General features: G+C 55.3%; 15 protein-coding genes. 3 read left to right on the top strand and 12 right to left on the bottom strand.

Features of this window, described 5'->3' with window-relative positions:
- Positions 1-210: 210 nt before the first annotated feature.
- From AC1RSM_RS11770 to AC1RSM_RS11750, 5 genes are all read right to left on the bottom strand, one after another.
- Positions 211-993, bottom strand: a complete 783-nt coding sequence (locus tag AC1RSM_RS11770) for a GNAT family N-acetyltransferase (RefSeq protein WP_492932705.1) — start codon at positions 991-993, stop codon at positions 211-213.
- A gap of 68 nt (positions 994-1061) precedes the next feature.
- Entirely contained in the window at positions 1062-2405 is a 1344-nt protein-coding gene (glmM, locus tag AC1RSM_RS11765) for a phosphoglucosamine mutase (protein ID WP_492932703.1), read from the bottom strand.
- Complete coding sequence (folP, locus tag AC1RSM_RS11760) at positions 2402-3244, bottom strand: dihydropteroate synthase (protein WP_492932701.1); 843 nt, start codon at positions 3242-3244, stop codon at positions 2402-2404. Before folP ends, glmM begins: the two co-directional genes overlap by 4 nt.
- 24 nt (positions 3245-3268) lie before the next feature.
- Entirely contained in the window at positions 3269-5182 is a 1914-nt protein-coding gene (gene ftsH, locus AC1RSM_RS11755) for an ATP-dependent zinc metalloprotease FtsH (RefSeq protein WP_492932699.1), read from the bottom strand.
- 107 nt (positions 5183-5289) lie between these two features.
- Complete coding sequence (locus AC1RSM_RS11750; RefSeq protein WP_492932697.1) at positions 5290-5928, bottom strand: RlmE family RNA methyltransferase; 639 nt, start codon at positions 5926-5928, stop codon at positions 5290-5292.
- A 17-nt stretch (positions 5929-5945) separates the two neighbouring features.
- On the opposite strand from AC1RSM_RS11750, the gene AC1RSM_RS11745 reads away from it, so the two are divergent.
- Positions 5946-6536, top strand: coding sequence for a YhbY family RNA-binding protein (locus tag AC1RSM_RS11745; protein WP_492932695.1), 591 nt, complete (start codon positions 5946-5948; stop codon positions 6534-6536).
- A 96-nt stretch (positions 6537-6632) separates the two neighbouring features.
- Here AC1RSM_RS11745 and greA read toward each other — a convergent pair whose 3' ends face one another.
- A complete protein-coding gene (greA, locus tag AC1RSM_RS11740; RefSeq protein ID WP_492932693.1) occupies positions 6633-7109 on the bottom strand; it encodes a transcription elongation factor GreA in 477 nt (158 codons plus the stop codon).
- Between the two features lie 397 nt (positions 7110-7506).
- Positions 7507-8832, bottom strand: coding sequence for a solute carrier family 23 protein (locus AC1RSM_RS11735; protein WP_492932691.1), 1326 nt, complete (start codon positions 8830-8832; stop codon positions 7507-7509).
- 319 nt (positions 8833-9151) lie between these two features.
- On the opposite strand from AC1RSM_RS11735, the gene AC1RSM_RS11730 reads away from it, so the two are divergent.
- The gene (locus AC1RSM_RS11730; RefSeq protein ID WP_492932689.1) at positions 9152-9790 is read left to right on the top strand and encodes a histidine phosphatase family protein; all 639 of its coding nucleotides are present in this window, start codon (positions 9152-9154) and stop codon (positions 9788-9790) included.
- 10 nt (positions 9791-9800) lie between these two features.
- Here AC1RSM_RS11730 and AC1RSM_RS11725 read toward each other — a convergent pair whose 3' ends face one another.
- From AC1RSM_RS11725 to carA, 5 genes are all read right to left on the bottom strand, one after another.
- Entirely contained in the window at positions 9801-10433 is a 633-nt protein-coding gene (locus AC1RSM_RS11725) for a LysE/ArgO family amino acid transporter (protein ID WP_492932687.1), read from the bottom strand.
- A 6-nt stretch (positions 10434-10439) separates the two neighbouring features.
- Positions 10440-11210: an SDR family oxidoreductase gene (locus AC1RSM_RS11720; protein WP_492932685.1), complete on the bottom strand. Its 771-nt coding sequence runs from the start codon at positions 11208-11210 to the stop codon at positions 10440-10442.
- 14 nt (positions 11211-11224) lie between these two features.
- Positions 11225-12121 carry a lipid A hydroxylase LpxO gene (gene lpxO / locus AC1RSM_RS11715; protein WP_492932683.1) on the bottom strand — a complete coding sequence of 299 codons (897 nt, stop codon included), beginning with the start codon at positions 12119-12121 and terminating at the stop codon, positions 11225-11227.
- Positions 12122-12263: 142 nt separating this feature from the next.
- Entirely contained in the window at positions 12264-15506 is a 3243-nt protein-coding gene (gene carB, locus AC1RSM_RS11710) for a carbamoyl-phosphate synthase large subunit (protein WP_492932681.1), read from the bottom strand.
- A 14-nt stretch (positions 15507-15520) separates the two neighbouring features.
- Entirely contained in the window at positions 15521-16690 is a 1170-nt protein-coding gene (gene carA / locus AC1RSM_RS11705; RefSeq protein WP_492932679.1) for a glutamine-hydrolyzing carbamoyl-phosphate synthase small subunit, read from the bottom strand.
- A gap of 168 nt (positions 16691-16858) precedes the next feature.
- On the opposite strand from carA, the gene tal reads away from it, so the two are divergent.
- Positions 16859-17821 (top strand): transaldolase, encoded by a 963-nt coding sequence (gene tal, locus AC1RSM_RS11700; protein ID WP_492932677.1) that lies wholly within the window; start codon positions 16859-16861, stop codon positions 17819-17821.
- The last annotated feature ends 47 nt before the right edge of the window (positions 17822-17868 follow it).

The following is a 17868-nucleotide window of genomic DNA, read 5'->3' as shown; positions in this document are numbered from 1 at the left end:
CACGGCGGCACGGCGGCACGGCGGCACGGCGGCACGGCGGCACGGCGGCACGGCGGCACGGCGGCACGGCGGCACGGCGGCACGGCAATGATCAAAACACAAAAAACCCCCGAAAGTTGGATAGTTATCCAACTTTCGGGGGTTCTTTTTTACTTGCGTGCTCTACTCAGACCGGACGGGGCCAGACTGAGTCAGGCTAGACGTAGATCCTTAGACCAAGCCAAAGTGACGTTTGTAGCGTTCGTCCATTGCTTCCAAATCCAGCAGTACAGGGAAGTCTGCCGTATTGAAATCCGGGTCCCAGGCAGGCTCGCCACAAATCGTGGCACCCAGCTTCAGGTAACCTTTGATCAGGGGTGGAATGCGGGCGGGTAAATCGCTGCCCAAACGTTCGACCGGATAGCGATTCAAAGGCTGAACATGCGGGATGTGCTTATTGTCCTGCATGGACTTTTGAGCCACACGCCAGACTTCGGCAGCAGTCACGCCGTCGTCACGCAGACTGACACTGGCGCAGCCCAGCAGATAACGATAACCGCCAATGCGCGTCAGGCCAGCAATTCCGCCCCACAACATCATGATGGCTGAACCAGTGCGGTAATCGGGGTGGATGCAGGAGCGCCCCACCTCGACCAAGCTGGGCCGCAGCGCATCCAAGGCACTGATATCAAACTCGGACTCTGAATAAAAGCCGCCCGCTTTTTCCGCATTTTCCGGGGTTAACAAGCGGTAGGTACCGATCACCCGGTTTTCTTCGGGCTCGGTAACCATGAAATGCTCGCACCAAGGGTCAAAGCGGTCCACATCCAGACCATTATGTTGATCTGGAAAGACAGCATTCATTTCCTGGGTGAAAACCTGAAAACGCAAACGCTGCAAGCATTCGAGTTCCTCGTTAGTACGAGCCAGCCGCAAAGCCAGCCCCCCAACGGTATGGCCAGCCCAGGCATTTCCCCAATCTACTTCAGTACGTTCGCGCTCAAGATTTAGCATCGTGATGACTCCAAACACTTTTGTGCATCATGCACAAACAATGTTTCAGGTATTTGATAGCCACATTACTATTTCATTAAATCCACTGCAAGCAAGGTATCAATGCCTGCTTGAGCTAGATCGGATGTCTCTGCTTCTACCATCAATCGCAACTTGGGTTCGGTGCCTGATGCCCGAATTAACACCCGTCCACGATCGCCCAGCATCTGCTGAACCTGTTCGGTAGCCTGTTGCAAACCCACATGGTTTTTCCAGTCCTGCCCTGCTTCCAAGGGCACGTTGACCATGATTTGCGGGTACATCTTCAAGCCTTCCATCAGCTGGGGCAAACTCTTGCCGCTGTGGCACAGCGCGGTCAGAACCTGCAAGGCGGCAATAATGCCATCGCCTGTGGTGTGCCATTCCAGACAGAGCAGGTGGCCAGAGCTCTCGCCACCGAAAATCCAGCCGTTTTGCTGCATCAGTTCCAGCACGTAGCGGTCGCCCACTTTAGCTCGTGCAAAACCAACGCCCAATTCCTGCATTTTCTTCTCAAAACCCAGGTTGGTCATGAGCGTGCCAACCACGCCTTTAACCGGCTGAGTCTGAAGGTGATCAGCAACAATTAGATACAATAGTTCGTCCCCGTTGTAGATACGACCTTGAGCATCCACCATCTGCAAACGGTCTGCATCGCCATCCAATGCAATACCCAGATCGGCACTGTGCTTGCGCACTTCTTCTGCCAATTTCTCGGGGTAAGTCGCACCAACTTCCTGATTGATATTGAAACCATCGGGTTGAACACCGACAGCTATAACCTCAGCACCCAGCTCACGGAATACGTGTGGGGCGATGTTGTAGGCAGCGCCGTGAGCCGCATCCACCACGATTTTCAGACCATTCAGGTTCAAATCATTGGGAAAGGCGCTTTTGCAAAACTCGATATAACGACCAGCCGAGTCAGCCAGGCGTCGGGCACGACCCAAGGACTCGGACTTGACCCAGTGCATGGGCTGGTCAATCGCTTTCTCAATTTTCAGCTCGACCTCGTCGGGCAGTTTGGTGCCTTGAGCGGAGAAGAACTTGATACCGTTGTCGTAGTACGGGTTATGTGAAGCCGAAATCACGATACCGGCCGTCAGGCGCAAGGTACGCGTCAAGTACGCTACAGCCGGCGTAGGCACGGGGCCAGCCAGCAATACGTCAATTCCGGCAGCCGACAAGCCCGCTTCCAGCGCCGATTCCAGCATATATCCGGAAATGCGTGTGTCCTTGCCAATCACCACCGTAGGGCGGCCCGTACCTTCGTGCTGAGCAGCCAGAACCTGTCCAGCCGCATAACCCAGACGCAGCGCAAATTCAGGATTAATGGTTGGGCCACCTACTTCACCGCGGACACCATCGGTGCCGAAATACTTACGATCGCTCATTCAGAGACTCCACATTCAACCGCATTCCACACGTCCAGTGCTTCGCGCATGGCGGCAACATCATGGACACGGACAATTTTTGCGCCCCGAGCCACACAGGCCAGGGCTGCCGATAGGCTGCCAATCAAACGCTCACTGGCGGGTTTTCCCGTGACATGACCAATCATGGATTTGCGCGACAAGCCGATTAGCCAAGGGTAACCAGGGACTGCCGCCTGCTGCAAATCACGTAGCAACTGATAGTTATGTGCTGCCGTTTTACCGAAGCCAAAGCCGGGATCCAGCATGATACGCTCGGATTGAATGCCTGCGCTGACTACGGCCTCACATCGTTGTTGCAAAAAATGACGTACTTCAGCGACAACATCTTCGTAATGGACCTGCTCTTGCATGGTGCGAGGCTCTCCTTGCATATGCATGATGCACAGTCCGCAATTGGAGTCTTTAACCGCTTCAATAGCCCCCGGCATACGCAAGGCGTAGATGTCATTGATCATGTCGGCGCCAGCAGCAAGACTGGCGCGCATGACATCAGGTTTGAATGTATCCACCGACAAAGCTACGCCAGTGTCACGCAAACCCTCAATCAAGGGAATGACGCGCTCCAGCTCTTGGTCCAGGGAAACGGGTTGGGCACCAGGGCGAGTTGATTCTCCCCCGATATCCAGAATGTCTGCGCCTTCGGCGATTAGTTGACGGGCGTGGTCCAGCGCCCGGGGCAAGTCATTGTGTGTATTGCCGTCATAAAAGGAGTCTGGGGTGACATTCACAATCCCCATAACCAAAGGGCGCTCCAGCCCAAACTGGAAGCGCCCACAAGACCACTCAGGGTAATTCATGAAAATAGGCTTGGCCTATGTAAGTTAAGCAACAGGCGTTGTCGCCGCGGCACCCTTATCGTCAGCTGGGCTAGGACCAGCAGCTGGAGGCGTAGAGCCGTCCGGGGGTGTGTTGTCGCTGCCGGTAGGCACGTGAGGAGCACGTGGAGGCAAACCCTTCATGATGTCGTCGATCTGGTCGGCATCAATGGTTTCCCATTCCAACAAAGCCTTGGCCATAGCGTGCATCTTGTCGCTATTGTCCTCGATCAGCTTGCGGGCAACAGCGTATTGCTCGTCGATGATCTTGCGAATCTCGGAGTCCACTTTCTGCATGGTGGCTTCGGACACGTGGGTGGTCTTGGTCACACTGCGGCCCAAGAACACTTCACCTTCGTTTTCAGCGTACACCACAGGGCCGAGCGAATCGGTCATGCCGTAGCGGGTCACGATGTCACGGGCAATCTGAGTAGCACGCTCAAAGTCGTTCGAAGCGCCAGTGGTCATTTGATTCATGAACACTTCTTCAGCGATACGGCCACCAAACAACACGGCAATCATGTTCAACAGGCGTTCTTTGTCCATGCTGTAGCGATCGCCTTCCGGCAATTGCATGGTGACACCCAAAGCACGACCACGTGGAATGATGGTGACTTTGTGAACCGGGTCGGTCTTGGGCAGCATGCAAGCAACCAAAGCGTGACCAGCTTCGTGGTAAGCAGTATTACGACGCTCTTCCTCGGGCATGATCATGGTGCGGCGTTCTGCACCCATGATGATTTTGTCCTTGGCGCGTTCAAAGTCCTGCATATCCACGGTGCGACCATTACGGCGCGCTGCAAACAGAGCAGACTCGTTAACCAGGTTGGCCAGATCCGCGCCGGAGAAACCGGGCGTACCACGAGCCAGCACAGTCGCATCCACGTTAGGAGCCAAAGGCACCTTACGCATGTGAACTTTCAGAATTTGTTCGCGACCACGGATGTCGGGCAGACCCACCACCACTTGACGGTCAAAACGACCGGGACGCAGCAAGGCTGGGTCCAGCACGTCAGGACGGTTAGTCGCAGCAATAACCAGTACGCCCTGGCCGGTTTCAAAACCGTCCATCTCGACCAGCAATTGGTTCAGTGTTTGTTCGCGCTCGTCGTTACCACCGCCCAGGCCAGCACCACGCTGACGGCCCACGGCGTCAATTTCGTCGATAAAGATGATGCACGGCGACTGTTTCTTGGCAGTCTCGAACATATCGCGAACTCGCGATGCGCCCACACCCACAAACATTTCTACGAAATCGGAACCCGAAATACTGAAGAACGGCACTTTGGCTTCGCCAGCAATGGCACGAGCCAGCAAGGTTTTACCTGTACCAGGCGAACCGACCATCAGGATACCGCGGGGGATGCGGCCGCCCAGACGCTGAAAGCGAGTGGGATCACGCAGGAAGTCCACCAGTTCCTGTACGTCTTCCTTGGCTTCATCGCAACCGGCAACATCGGCGAAGGTAACAGGGTTGGTATTCTCGTCCAGCAAACGCGCACGCGATTTACCGAAGCTAAATGCCCCACCCTTGCCACCGCCTTGCATCTGGCGCATGAAAAACACCCACACGCCAATCAGAAGCAGCATGGGGAACCAGGAGATGAACAGGCTGGTCAGGAACGAAGGCTCCTCGCGGGCCTTGCCAGAAACCTGCACGCCGGACTTAACCAGCTCGGGCACCATCCACAGATCGCCAGGCGAAGTCAGCGTGTAGCTACGGCCAGAGTCCGGTGTGACATGCAGGGTATCGCCCTGAATATCCACCTTACTGATGCGACCGGAGCGAGCATCATTCATGAATTGTGTGTAAGTGACGCCATCAGTGGCTGGTGGCCGGCCGTCAAACTGCTTGAAAACAGTAAACAGCACCAGCGCAATAACCATCCAGATCGCGACTTTGGAAAACGAATTGTTCAAAGCCAATCTCCTGCGATTGCGATAACTTGCCCGATATGCTTACACATACCTGAACAAGCGCCATACATAGTTCATTCTACCCGATTCAAAGACCGGCAAGTCATAAATTACCTGCCCTTTAAACCTCGGGCAACGAGAAAGGTCTCGGCGGACTTATCGCGCGATGCCTTGGGTTTACGCTCGACGACTCTGACAAAATTCTGCTTGAAAGATTCCACGATCTGCGAAAACCCGCTGCCATGGAAGGCTTTGACAATCAGCACACCCTCATCGGTCAGATGCTGCAGGGCAAATTCCTGTGCCAGCTCGCATAAATGCTGGATACGGGCGGAATCTGCCGATGCCACACCAGACAAGTTGGGGGCCATATCCGAAATCACAAGGTCTACTGCAGAACCTTTTAAAGAGGCCTGCAATTGTTCCAGCACCTCGTCCTCGCGAAAATCGCCCAGCATGAACTCCACACCAGCAATTGGTTCCATTTCCAATATATCCAGTGCGATAATGCGTCCATTGAGCACACCGCCGGGCCCAACCATACGTTCACGTATCAGTTGCGACCAGCTACCCGGCGTAGACCCAAGGTCCACCACCACCTTGCCCTGAACCTGAATCTTCTCCAGATCCAATATTTCACTGAGTTTGAAGGCCGCACGCGCGCGATACCCTTTTTGTTGCGCCAATTTGACGTAAGGGTCATTTATATGCTGCTGAACCCACTCTTTAGAGAATTTTTTCTTGGCCATTCCCGTACAATCTCTTTATGCCAAAACTCAACCTTACACCTCATGAGCGCAGCGACCTTCGTGCTGCTGCTCACGCTTTGCGCCCAGTTGTCCTGATTGGAGACAATGGCCTGACCGACGCGGTGCTGAAAGAAATCACCGTACACCTTCAGGCTCACCAGCTCATCAAGATCCGTGTGGCCGGTGATGACCGTCAGGCCCGTCTGACCATATTAGAACAAATCTGCGATGCACTGGATGCCGCCCCTATTCACCATCTGGGCAAAATCCTGACCATCTACAGACCCAATATTGAACGCCCCCCTGTTGTGGGAGCGCCTGAAAAACCAACCCGTGCGGTACGCAAGTCTTCGGAACCGTACACGCCCAAAAAACTGGCCGCTACGGGTGTCCAGCGTACGCGCAGCACAGAACGTGCTCGCCGTGCCGAAATGAAAGCTGAACGCAGCACCACCCAGGAGAAAAAAGCTTCGGCTACTCCACGCGGCGTTCAAAAATTTGCAGCAGTCAAACCCGCTGCCGCACCCCGCAGCAATACCAATCGTCCTGGCAGTGCCATGTCCTTGCGAGCAGGAGCTCGTCGTGGACTGGGTTCGGGCAAACGTTAAAAGCCCGTAAATTATAAGGCCCCGGCACTATGTACAGGGGCCTTTCTTTTGCACGGCTTGTATCAACAGCAGGATAAACCTGCTGTTGTACCTGCATTAGATGTACTTGATCGACAGGATCTCGTACTCGCGGATGCCGGCAGGTGCCTTGACCTCGACCACATCGCCTTCGGTCTTGCCAATCAAGGCACGAGCCACGGGGCTGGAAATAGAGATCTTGTTGGCGCGGATATCCGCCTCCACATCACCCACGATCTGGTAGGTAACGGTATTGGCGGACTCCAGGTCCTCGATTTCAACCGTGGCACCAAACACAATGCGGCCTTCCGCATCCAGCGTAGCTGGTTCGATGATTTGGGCATTGGACAAGGTGCCCTCCAGTTCGCTGATCCGTCCTTCAATAAAGCCTTGGCGTTCGCGCGCGGCATCGTACTCCGCGTTCTCGGACAAATCGCCTTGTGCTCGCGCTTCGGCGATGGCGTTAATCACATCCGGACGTTCCACCGTCTTGAGGCGGTGTAATTCGACTTGCAAACGTTGTGCGCCCTGCGCAGTCAATGGGATCGCAGACATAGTATTCCTGCTCAACAAGTAAAAGACGCTCCGTAGCTGGAGCGCCTGGAAGATAGGGGGATAACGATGATGGGGCGAACAGTCAAACAGGCTGAATATGCTGACTTGAGGTCTTAGCGACCCTGCAGCGTACATAGCAACACACTGCCCAAGCCACAACTTGCCGGCCGCCCCAATATGGCTTTTCCGACACAGAGAAATTCTGCGGCAGAAAAAAACCCCGCGAAGAACCGGGGTGTGAGATCTATTGTCGGCAAACTGCCTGAAAATAGCAAGCCCCACTAACCCCTGTGTAAAAAAACAGAAGTTGACCCGATAAGCCTTCGAGTGCAAGGGACCTGACACTGGCCATGACGCCACAAAGGGCGCAGGCCAGTCCTGTTCAGCGCTGCGCCGTTCAGACCATATTGCGGCGACGACCACGCAGCAAGGCGTGCAGCAAAATAGCACCGAAAGTTGCGCAACCAATCCCGTCCAGTCGAATCACGCCAAACTGCAAGGAAAAGTTACCTGCACCCAGAATCAGCGTTACCGCAGCGACCAGCAGATTGCGGTTGTCGCTGAAGTCCACTTGGTTGACCACCCAGATACGAGCGCCAGCAATGGCAATCAAACCAAACACCACAATAGACATACCACCCAGCACAGGACCGGGTATGGACTGGATGACCGCGCCAAACTTGGGCGAGAAGCCCAGGAAGATTGCAATCACAGCTGCGAAGGCAAATACCAGCGTGGAGTAAATGCGAGTAGCAGCCATCACGCCGATATTTTCAGCGTAGGTTGTCACGCCTGTGCCGCCTACCGAGCCGGACAGCATGGTGGCCACACCATCACCTACAAAGGCACGGCCCAGATAGCCATCCAGGTCCTGCCCGGTCATGGCACTCACGGCCTTGATGTGTCCCAGGTTCTCGGCCACCAGAATAATGGCAACTGGCACGATCACCGTCATGGCATGCGCCTGGAATACGGGCGCGGTGAAGTTGGGCAGGCCCAACCAGGCCGCTTGCGACACAGCACTGAAATCAATCGCTGTGCCGTAGCCCATCACATTGGTAAACAACCAGTAGAGGACGCAAGCCAGTGCCAGACCGACCAGAATCAGCAGACGCTGGGCAAGCCCACGGGTGTACACGGCAATGCCACCTACGCACAGCACGGTCATCAACGCCATCATGGAATCGAAGGTGCCGCCGCCCATGGCGCCCTTGGCGGCAATGGGAGCCAGGTTCAAACCAATGACGGCCACAATTGAACCTGTTACCACCGGCGGCATCCACTGGTTGATCAGTCTTGCCGCACCGCCCTGGGTGCGTGCGTTAAAGACCCAGACCAGCACGCCGATCAAGGTATAGACCAGACCGCAAACAATAATGGCCCCCAGCGCCACGCCTATATTGGGATTAGGACCACTGCCGGCATAGCCCGTCACCGCAATCACACCACCAATAAAGGCAAAGCTGGAACCCAAGTAGCTAGGAACGCGGCCACCCACAAACACAAAGAAAATCAGCGTACCAATACCGGACATCAAAATGGCCAGATTGGGATCAAAACCCATCAGCAAAGGGGCAAGAATGGTAGAGCCAAACATGGCCACCACGTGCTGTGCGCCCATCGCAATGTTTTGCGGTGTCGCCAGACATTCGTCGGGCTGCACAACCGCGCCGGGCTCGCTGCCGGATACACGGCGCCAGCGCGGAAAGTAGGACTGAGACATAAAAGGTTCCAGAAAAGGAATAAAGAAAGACGGCCGAATGCGACACACGGGTAGCGCAGCAAGCATCTACTTACTGGCGGATTCGTTGAGGCATGATTTTAAACGTGAAAGACAGAACAAGGCACCTGAAAATAAGGCGGTACACGGTAAACCCCAAGCGCAGGACAAGTGCCACTACAGTTCAAGCCTGCTTTTGCGTCGAAGCTCGCGCTATATGCGGTATATACCCCGTCTATCTTTCTGAGCTTGACTGACACACTACAATAGACAATCGGCCTGCCTAAGGCAGTCAGATCCCCCTTTGATAATGATTGCGAGCATGAGTACGTCTATTTGTCTGATCCGTCACGGTGAAACCGCCTGGAATGCTGTCCGCCGCTTGCAGGGCTGGCAAGACATAGAGCTGAACGAGACTGGCCGGGAACAAGCCCGCGCCCTGCAAAGCTATTTGAGCTCCCCCGCCTTTACCATGCCTGTTGATGCAGTGATCAGCAGTGATTTACAGCGCGCGTCAGAAACCGCCGCCATTGCCTGTCAGCACTGGGATATTGCTATCCAAGAACGGGCCGGGCTACGCGAGCGGGGCTTTGGCGCTTTGGAAGGACAGGCTTGGGATGCCGCTGGCCGACATGGCCCGGATCAGCCGGACGATACCGTAGACATTGACTACGCCGTAGAGGGTGGGGAATCGCTGCGCCAGTTTCAAACGCGCATCCTGGACTGCTTTGAAACGCTGGCGAAAGAGCACCCCGGCAAGAACCTGCTGGTATTTGCACACGGTGGCGTGATTGATATGGTTTGGCGCAAGCTCAATCAACAAGCACTGAATGCCAAACGCACCCAGGCAATTTTGAACACCAGCCTGAATTTCTTCAATATTGATGCCGACCTGAACTGGAAAAGCACCTTGTGGGGGCAACTGCCGCATTTGAATACTGCGTTGGACGAACAGCGCTAAACCGCCGCCCTTAAAGGCTCTGCGCCAAGGCGTAGGCTTTTACCAGCAGTGGCAAGGCAATCGACCACATAATCACGCCGATCAACAGTTCCAGCATGCGCCACGCTTTAGGCTGCACAAAGAAGGGCTGCAAGAGCCGGGCACCATAGGCCAGGCCAAAGAACCACAGTATCGATGCCAGTCCAGCGCCCACAACAAATACGACTTTTTGATCAGCGGCTAGGGAAGCACCCATGCCGCCGATGATCAGCAAGGTATCCAGATAAACGCCTGGGTTTAAATAGGTCACGGCCAGCGTTGCCAGAATAGTAGGCCAAACCCCTGCCATTCCCTTGGAGCTGTGCACCTCCAGCACACTATTGGAGCGCCAGGCTGAGTAAAACGAGCGTGCGCCGTACCACAACAAAAACACGGCCCCGCCCAGAGTCAGCATGAGCGCCAGCCACGGCTTGGAGGCAATCAAGGCCCCGACCGCCATCACACCCAGCACAATAAACAAGAGATCAGACAGCGCACAGATCAGCGCCACGGGAAAAACATGTCGGCCCTGCAGACCCTGCCGGAGCACGAACGCGTTCTGGGCCCCGATTGCCATGATCATGGCAATGCTGAGCATGAAGCCCTTAAAAAATGTGTGCAACATGAAGCGTCAAGAGTCTTTTTTCAGACGAGGTTTGCGTGGTGCCTGACGTGCCAACCTGTCGTACAGCCAGTTGGGTAAAAGCCGCATCAAACGCGACACGATCCCCATTTGCCAGGGAATGACTCGGTAGGAGGTTCCCTGCTCGATTGTTTTTCTGGCTTTACGGGCAAAATCCGCTGCTGGCATTAAAAACGGCATGGAATATGGATTCTGGGCCGTCATGGCAGTACGTATGTAGCCGGGGGTAATCGTCACGACAGAAACCCCATGCAAAGACAGCTCCAGCCGCAAGCTCTCGCAATAGGCGATGACTGCGGCCTTGGAACTGCTGTAAGCGCCTGCACCCGGCAAACCACGAATACCGGCCACGCTGGCAATACCCACCAGGCTGCCTTGCCCAGCGGCTTTCAGGGTGGCGATAAAGGGTTCAAACGTAGCCACCATGGCCAGCAGATTGGTGTCCACAATGGCTTTGAAAACGGCGAAATCTTCCGTCTCTTCCGTCAAGGTGCCCGCACTGATTCCGGCACTGGCAATGACCACATCAATTTTCTGGCCGGTGAACTGCAGGAAGTCCTGGGCGGCCTGATGTAAAGCATCCCTGTCGCGGACATCCACCGCATAAATACGGTGCTGACCGGGCAAGCTATCTGCCAGCGCCTGCAGCTCTTCCTGACGCCGCCCCAGCAAACCCAGGCAGGCGCCCTGCGCTGCGTATTCCTGCGCCAGTGCCTTGCCCAAGCCGCTGCTAGCACCCGTGATAAAGACGGTTTGCATGTCTGCCTTGAGCTTTACAGGAAGATCAAAGCAGCGATACCCAGCACCAGAATCCACTTGAGGATGTAGTACAGCGTTTCGTTCTTTTTCTTGATCGCCTTGCCGAAACGACGCACCGCATACACCGTACCGAAAATGCGGTTAATGCCACCAGTGCGGTCACCTTCCTGGTTAGGCGCAGCAGCAGCCCGCAGCAAAAACCCACCCACGGCATGATTGATGGCCTGTGCCCAGCGGTAGCGCATGGGGCGCTCTACGTCAGCAAACAAGATGATGCGATTTTGATCGGTCTTGTTTTCCGCGTAGTGGATAAAGGTCTCGTCAAAAACCACCGCTTCACCGTCACGCCAGTAATAAGTCTGGCCATCCACATCGATATAGCAATCCGGGCTGTTAGGTGTCATCAGGCCCATGTGAAAACGCAAGGAGCCGGCATAAGGATCACGGTGACGAGGCAAACGAGCACCCGGTGGCAGAGAGGTGAACATTGCCGCCTTGATCGACGGAATGTCCTTAAGCAGATTGGTCGTGACCGGGCACAGCTCACGGGCTGAGGGGTGATCAGCGTCATACCACTTCAGGTAAAAGCGCGTCCAGCCAGTTTTGAAAAAAGAGTTAAAGCCCGCATCGTTGTACTTATCCGAAGCCTTGATGTGGCCTTCGCCAAACAGTTGCTCGGCTTCGGCACGAATTTCGTCGCAATGCTCCAGCAGCTTGTTCAGTTCGGGAAAGTGTTTCAGATCCAGATACGGCTCGTTAGGTACAGCCGAAAAACCGTACATGAAGACATTCAGCGGTGCCGTGAAGGTGGAGTGGTCCAGCAACTGGCGTGAAAAGCGATGTCTGACTCGACCCCTAAAGTGCACCACAATCGTGCACACAATGAACACGGCAAGAATGAACCATTTCACGACATGATCTCCAAAGAAGAAACTTCCGCGCTCCACAGACTTTGTAGCCTGTGTGCTGCCCCAATAAGACGGCTTGGTCTTGTCTGAGCCAAAGACAAAAAAAGGCGCACCTTACAGGTGCGCCCTTCTGGCATGGTGCGACTTAGTGTTTCGCGAGCAGAGCGTGCAGCTCTTGTACCGCGTAAACCTTCAGGCCTTCACCTTGACTCAGATACTGCAGGCCTTGAACGGCGGCTACAGCACCCGCGATTGTGGTGTAGTAGGCCAAGTTGGCAGCCAGCGCATGTGTACGGATTGTACGCGAATCAACAATAGCGTTGCGTCGCTCTTCAACCGTATTGATGACCAAGGAGATTTCGCCGTTCTTGATCATGTCCACAATGTGCGGACGACCTTCGGTAACCTTGTTCACCACCTGAACAGCCAGACCAGCCTGTTCAATGGCGCTGGCGGTTCCGCGAGTAGCCACGACCTTAAAGCCCAGCGAGATCAAGCCACGAGCCACTTCGACCGCTTGAGGCTTGTCTTGACCACGCACGCTGATGAACGCCAAACCGCCCTTGGGCAGATTTACGCTGGCAGCCATCTGCGACTTCACAAAGGCTTCGGCAAACGAGGTGCCCACGCCCATGACTTCGCCGGTGGACTTCATTTCAGGTCCCAGAATGGTATCCACACCAGGGAACTTCACGAAGGGGAACACCGCTTCTTTCACGCTGAAGTAAGGCGGCGTGATTTCTTCAGTAATACCCTGCTCGGTCAGTGTCTGACCGGCCATGGCACGCGCTGCGATCTTGGCCAGCTGCAAGCCTGTAGCCTTGGAGACGAACGGCACGGTACGCGAAGCACGTGGGTTCACTTCCAGCACATACACATCACCATCCTGAATGGCGAACTGCACGTTCATCAAACCCTTGACGTTCAGGGCCTTGGCCATGAGTGCTGTCTGGCGCTTGATTTCAGCAACGGTCTCGTCGCTGAGCGAGTAAGGAGGCAAGCTGCAAGCGGAGTCACCGGAGTGAACCCCTGCCTGCTCGATGTGCTGCATTACACCGCCGACAAAGACACGCTCGCCATCGGCCAAGCAGTCCACGTCCACTTCTGTGGCGTTGTTCAGGAAGTGATCCAGCAGCACGGGCGAGTCATTGCTGACCTTGACCGCTTCGCGCATGTAGCGCTCCAGGTCTTGCTGTTCGTGCACGATTTCCATGGCACGGCCACCCAGCACGTAGCTTGGGCGCACTACCAGCGGGTAACCGATTTCGGCAGCCAGGGAAATGGCTTCGCCTTCGGTGCGGGCAGTACGGTTTGGCGGTTGACGCAGACCCAGCTTGGTCAGCAGCTTCTGGAAGCGCTCACGGTCTTCAGCCACGTCAATGGACTCTGGGCTGGTACCAATGATAGGTACGCCGTTGGCTTCCAAAGCACGAGCCAATTTCAAAGGCGTCTGGCCACCGTACTGAACGATGGTGCCGACGGGTTTTTCGATGTGGACGATTTCCAGCACGTCTTCCAGCGTCAACGGCTCGAAGTACAGACGGTCTGAGGTGTCGTAGTCCGTCGAAACGGTTTCAGGGTTGCAGTTGACCATGATGGTTTCGTAACCATCTTCGCGCAGTGCCAAAGCAGCGTGCACACAGCAGTAGTCAAACTCAATACCCTGACCAATACGGTTAGGACCGCCACCCAGAACAATGATCTTCTTTTTGTCCGTAGGCTTGGATTCGCACTCTTCCTCGTAGGTCGAGTACATGTAGGCGGTGTCGGTAGAGAATTCAGCCGCGCAGGTGTCCACACGCTTGTAGACAGGACGCACGTTCAACTGGTGACGCAGTTTGCGCACTTCCGATTCCACGGTATCCAGCAAGAAAGCCAGACGGCGGTCGGAGAAACCACGACGCTTCAAACCGAACAAGGTGTCGCGGTCCAGATCGGCCAGCGTCTTCTGTTCCAGAGCCAGTTCGATGTCCACGATCTCTTTGATCTGGGCCAGGAACCAGGGGTCGATCTTGGTCAGGTTGTGAACTTCGTCCAGGGTCAGACCTTGAGCGAAGGCATCACCCACGTACCAGATACGCTCTGGACCAGGCTCACCCAGCTCAACCTGCAGTTTTTCGCGGTCGGTGGTTTTCTGGTTCAGACCATCTACACCCACTTCCAGGCCACGCAGGGCTTTCTGGAAGGATTCCTGGAAAGTGCGGCCAATGGCCATCACTTCACCCACGGATTTCATCTGGGTAGTCAGACGCGAGTCAGCCTGAGGGAATTTTTCAAATGCGAAACGAGGCACCTTGGTGACCACGTAATCGATGGTGGGCTCGAACGACGCAGGGGTCGCACCACCGGTGATTTCGTTACGCAGCTCGTCCAGGGTGTAACCCACGGCCAGACGCGCAGCGATCTTGGCAATAGGGAAACCAGTGGCTTTGGAAGCCAATGCGGAGGAGCGCGATACGCGCGGGTTCATTTCGATAACGATCATGCGGCCGTTATCGGGGTTCACGGCGAACTGAACGTTCGAACCGCCGGTATCCACACCGATTTCACGCAATACCGCGATCGAAGCGTTACGCATGATCTGGTATTCGCGATCTGTCAGGGTCTGAGCAGGCGCTACGGTGATGGAGTCACCGGTGTGCACGCCCATCGGGTCCAGGTTTTCAATGGAGCAAACAATAATGCAGTTGTCGGCACGGTCGCGCACGACTTCCATTTCAAACTCTTTCCAGCCCAGCAGCGATTCTTCAATCAGCAGCTCTTTGGTGGGCGATGCTTCCAGACCACGGCGGCAGATCGTTTCAAACTCTTCCGGGTTGTAGGCAATACCGCCACCTGTACCACCCAGCGTGAAGCTGGGGCGGATAACGACCGGGAAACCCGAGGTGCCGATTTCTTCAGCAATGTGCTTTTGCACAGCCCAGGCTTCATCCATGCTGTGAGCCACGCCAGACTTGGCTGACTCCAGACCGATGGAGGTCATGGCATCTTTGAACTTCAGGCGGTCTTCGGCTTTTTCGATGGCGGCAGCATTGGCACCGATCAGCTCGACGCCGTACTTTTCCAGCACGCCATATTTAGCCAGATCCAGCGCGCAGTTCAGCGCGGTTTGACCGCCCATGGTGGGCAAGAGCGCATCGGGACGCTCTTTTTCAATGATTTTCTCGACAGCTTCCCAGGTGATGGGCTCGATGTAGGTGACATCGGCCGTATCCGGGTCCGTCATGATGGTGGCCGGGTTGCTGTTGACCAGCACGGTCCGGTAACCCTCGGCCTTCAGGGCCTTACACGCCTGGGCTCCCGAGTAGTCGAATTCGCAAGCCTGACCGATGATGATCGGGCCCGCGCCAATGATGAGAATACTTTTTAAGTCTGAACGCTTTGGCATAGTGCGATTTATTCTTACGCGGCTTTATTGGCCTGGTGAGCAGCCATCAGGCTGATGAATTTGTCGAACAGCGAGGCAATATCGCGCGGACCGGGTGTAGCTTCGGGGTGACCCTGGAAGCAAAACGCGGGGCGATCTGTCAACTCGAAGCCTTGCAGGCTTTGATCGAACAAAGAAATGTGCGTGACCTTGGCATTGGCAGGCAGGGTTGTAGCATCCACCGCAAAGCCATGATTCTGGCTAGTGATGAACACGCGACCGCTGGCCAGTTCCTGCACAGGGTGGTTGGCACCATGATGGCCATTCTTCATTTTCAGTGTCTTGGCACCCACGGCCAGACCCAGAATCTGATGACCCAGGCAAATACCGAATACAGGCAGCTTGCGTTCGAGCAAGCCCTTGCAGGCCTCGATGGCGTAATCGCAAGGCTCTGGGTCGCCAGGGCCGTTGGACAAGAACACACCGTCAGGCTCGTAAGCCAGCACATCGGCCAAAGGAGTCTGTGCAGGTACGACGGTGACTTTACAGCCACGGTCTGCCATCAGACGCAAGATGTTGGCCTTAACACCAAAGTCGTAAGCCACCACATGGAACTGGCCGGTTTCAGGCTTGGTAAAGCCTTCACCCAATTCCCAGGAACCTTCGGTCCACTCGTAAATCTTGTCGGTGGTGACCACTTTGGCCAGATCCTGACCTTGCAGGCCAGGGAAAGAACGAGCCAGTTCCAACGCGCGCTCGGCGTCATCGCCCACGAAAATGCAGGCGCCCATGGAGCCTTTTTCGCGAAGAATACGAGTGAGCTTGCGGGTGTCGATACCCGAGATAGCCACAACGCCCTGAGCTTTCAGGTAGTCAGGCAAAGACTGGGTGGAGCGGAAGTTGGATAGGCGAGAAGGACAATCGCGGATAACAAGGCCAGCAGCATGGGCCTTGGTGGATTCGGAGTCCTCTGGATTGACACCGGTATTACCGATGTGCGGATAGGTAAGCGTAACAATTTGACCGCTGTAGCTTGGGTCTGTCAGGATTTCCTGATAGCCCGTCATGGCTGTATTGAAAACGATCTCAGCAACACAGTGCCCCTCGGCACCGATTGATACCCCTTTGAATAGGGTTCCATCCGCCAGGGCTAGGATAGCACTAGTGATAGTGCGGGACTCCTCAGGAAATAAAGACGGCAGCACGTTAAAAACCCCGGTTCTGAAATTAATATTAAACCTTCTGATTATATGCTCAAACGGCGATTTTCCGGTAGTTTATCGGGAATAACACTGAAACGAGGCACAGAAAGTTGGAAAATCGACTACAGTAATTGATTGGTTTGATGGCTTTGCGATGGACTAGTAACAGACATGACTACTCAGCTTGACTCCCTGCGCCAGTGCACAACCGTAGTGGCCGATACAGGCGATTTTGAAGCGATGCGTGCGTATCGCCCTACCGATGCAACAACCAACCCGTCCCTGATTTTGAAGGCTGTCCAGCAGCCGGCCTATCGGCCCTTGCTTGACCGCGTCATCAGCGACCACCCCAATGCCAGCCTGGCAGAAACCAGCGACTTGCTGCTGGTCTCTTTTGGTCGTCAGATCCTGGATATCGTGCCCGGCCGTGTTTCCACTGAAGTTGATGCCCGTTTGTCGTTTGACACCTTGGCCAGCGTCGAGCGTGCCCGCCACATCATTCAACGTTACGAAAAAGCGGGGATTGATCGCGAGCGCGTGCTGATCAAGCTGGCCAGCACCTGGGAAGGTATCCAGGCTGCGCGAACTTTGCAGGCCGAAGGCATTAATTGCAATCTGACCTTGCTGTTTTGCCTGCCCCAGGCCATTGCCTGCGCCCAGGCCAAAGTCACTCTGATCTCCCCTTTTGTGGGCCGCATCTACGACTGGTTCAAGAAATCGGCTGGCAGCGAGTGGGATGAAAACGCCCACCAAGGTGAAAATGATCCCGGCGTGCGTTCAGTACGCAGCATTTACGAATACTACAAAACCTATGACATCCCCACGGAGATCATGGGTGCCAGTTTCCGTAATGTGGGCCAGATCAAGGCCCTGGCCGGTTGCGATCTGTTGACCATCAGCCCCGAGCTGCTGGGCCAACTGGACGCCGCCCAAGGTGAAGTGCCTGCTGCTCTGGATGTCGCCCGAGCGAAAGCGGTAGCCCCCGAATGGCGTGCCAGCAACGAAATCACCTTCCGCACTGATCTGAACCAGGATGCCATGGCTACCGAAAAGCTGGCCGAAGGCATCCGCCAGTTCACCGCTGACGGCATCAAGCTGGATGCCCTGATTCAGCAGGCGCGTCAGCAGGCCTAAGCAAGCACTGGTCGTCCTAAGGGGCAGGCAGCATACTCATGCGACCT

This window comes from Alcaligenes sp. GW821-FHT11D07 (assembly GCF_058808495.1).
The sequence above is the reverse complement of the archived record's forward strand: the minus strand, read 5'-3'. Positions and strand labels throughout refer to the sequence as shown.

What these genes read in the sequence shown, in the direction of transcription:
- AC1RSM_RS11735 (WP_492932691.1), bottom strand. Translation starts at nt 8,832, where the DNA reads ATGTCTCAGTCCTACTTTCCGCGCTGGCGCCGTGTATCCGGCAGCGAG.
- AC1RSM_RS11750 (WP_492932697.1), bottom strand. Translation starts at nt 5,928, where the DNA reads ATGGCCAAGAAAAAATTCTCTAAAGAGTGGGTTCAGCAGCATATAAAT.
- glmM (WP_492932703.1), bottom strand. Translation starts at nt 2,405, where the DNA reads ATGAGCGATCGTAAGTATTTCGGCACCGATGGTGTCCGCGGTGAAGTA.
- greA (WP_492932693.1), bottom strand. Translation starts at nt 7,109, where the DNA reads ATGTCTGCGATCCCATTGACTGCGCAGGGCGCACAACGTTTGCAAGTC.
- carB (WP_492932681.1), bottom strand. Translation starts at nt 15,506, where the DNA reads ATGCCAAAGCGTTCAGACTTAAAAAGTATTCTCATCATTGGCGCGGGC.
- AC1RSM_RS11730 (WP_492932689.1), top strand. Translation starts at nt 9,152, where the DNA reads ATGAGTACGTCTATTTGTCTGATCCGTCACGGTGAAACCGCCTGGAAT.
- folP (WP_492932701.1), bottom strand. Translation starts at nt 3,244, where the DNA reads ATGAATTACCCTGAGTGGTCTTGTGGGCGCTTCCAGTTTGGGCTGGAG.
- AC1RSM_RS11770 (WP_492932705.1), bottom strand. Translation starts at nt 993, where the DNA reads ATGCTAAATCTTGAGCGCGAACGTACTGAAGTAGATTGGGGAAATGCC.
- tal (WP_492932677.1), top strand. Translation starts at nt 16,859, where the DNA reads ATGACTACTCAGCTTGACTCCCTGCGCCAGTGCACAACCGTAGTGGCC.
- AC1RSM_RS11720 (WP_492932685.1), bottom strand. Translation starts at nt 11,210, where the DNA reads ATGCAAACCGTCTTTATCACGGGTGCTAGCAGCGGCTTGGGCAAGGCA.
- AC1RSM_RS11725 (WP_492932687.1), bottom strand. Translation starts at nt 10,433, where the DNA reads ATGTTGCACACATTTTTTAAGGGCTTCATGCTCAGCATTGCCATGATC.
- AC1RSM_RS11745 (WP_492932695.1), top strand. Translation starts at nt 5,946, where the DNA reads ATGCCAAAACTCAACCTTACACCTCATGAGCGCAGCGACCTTCGTGCT.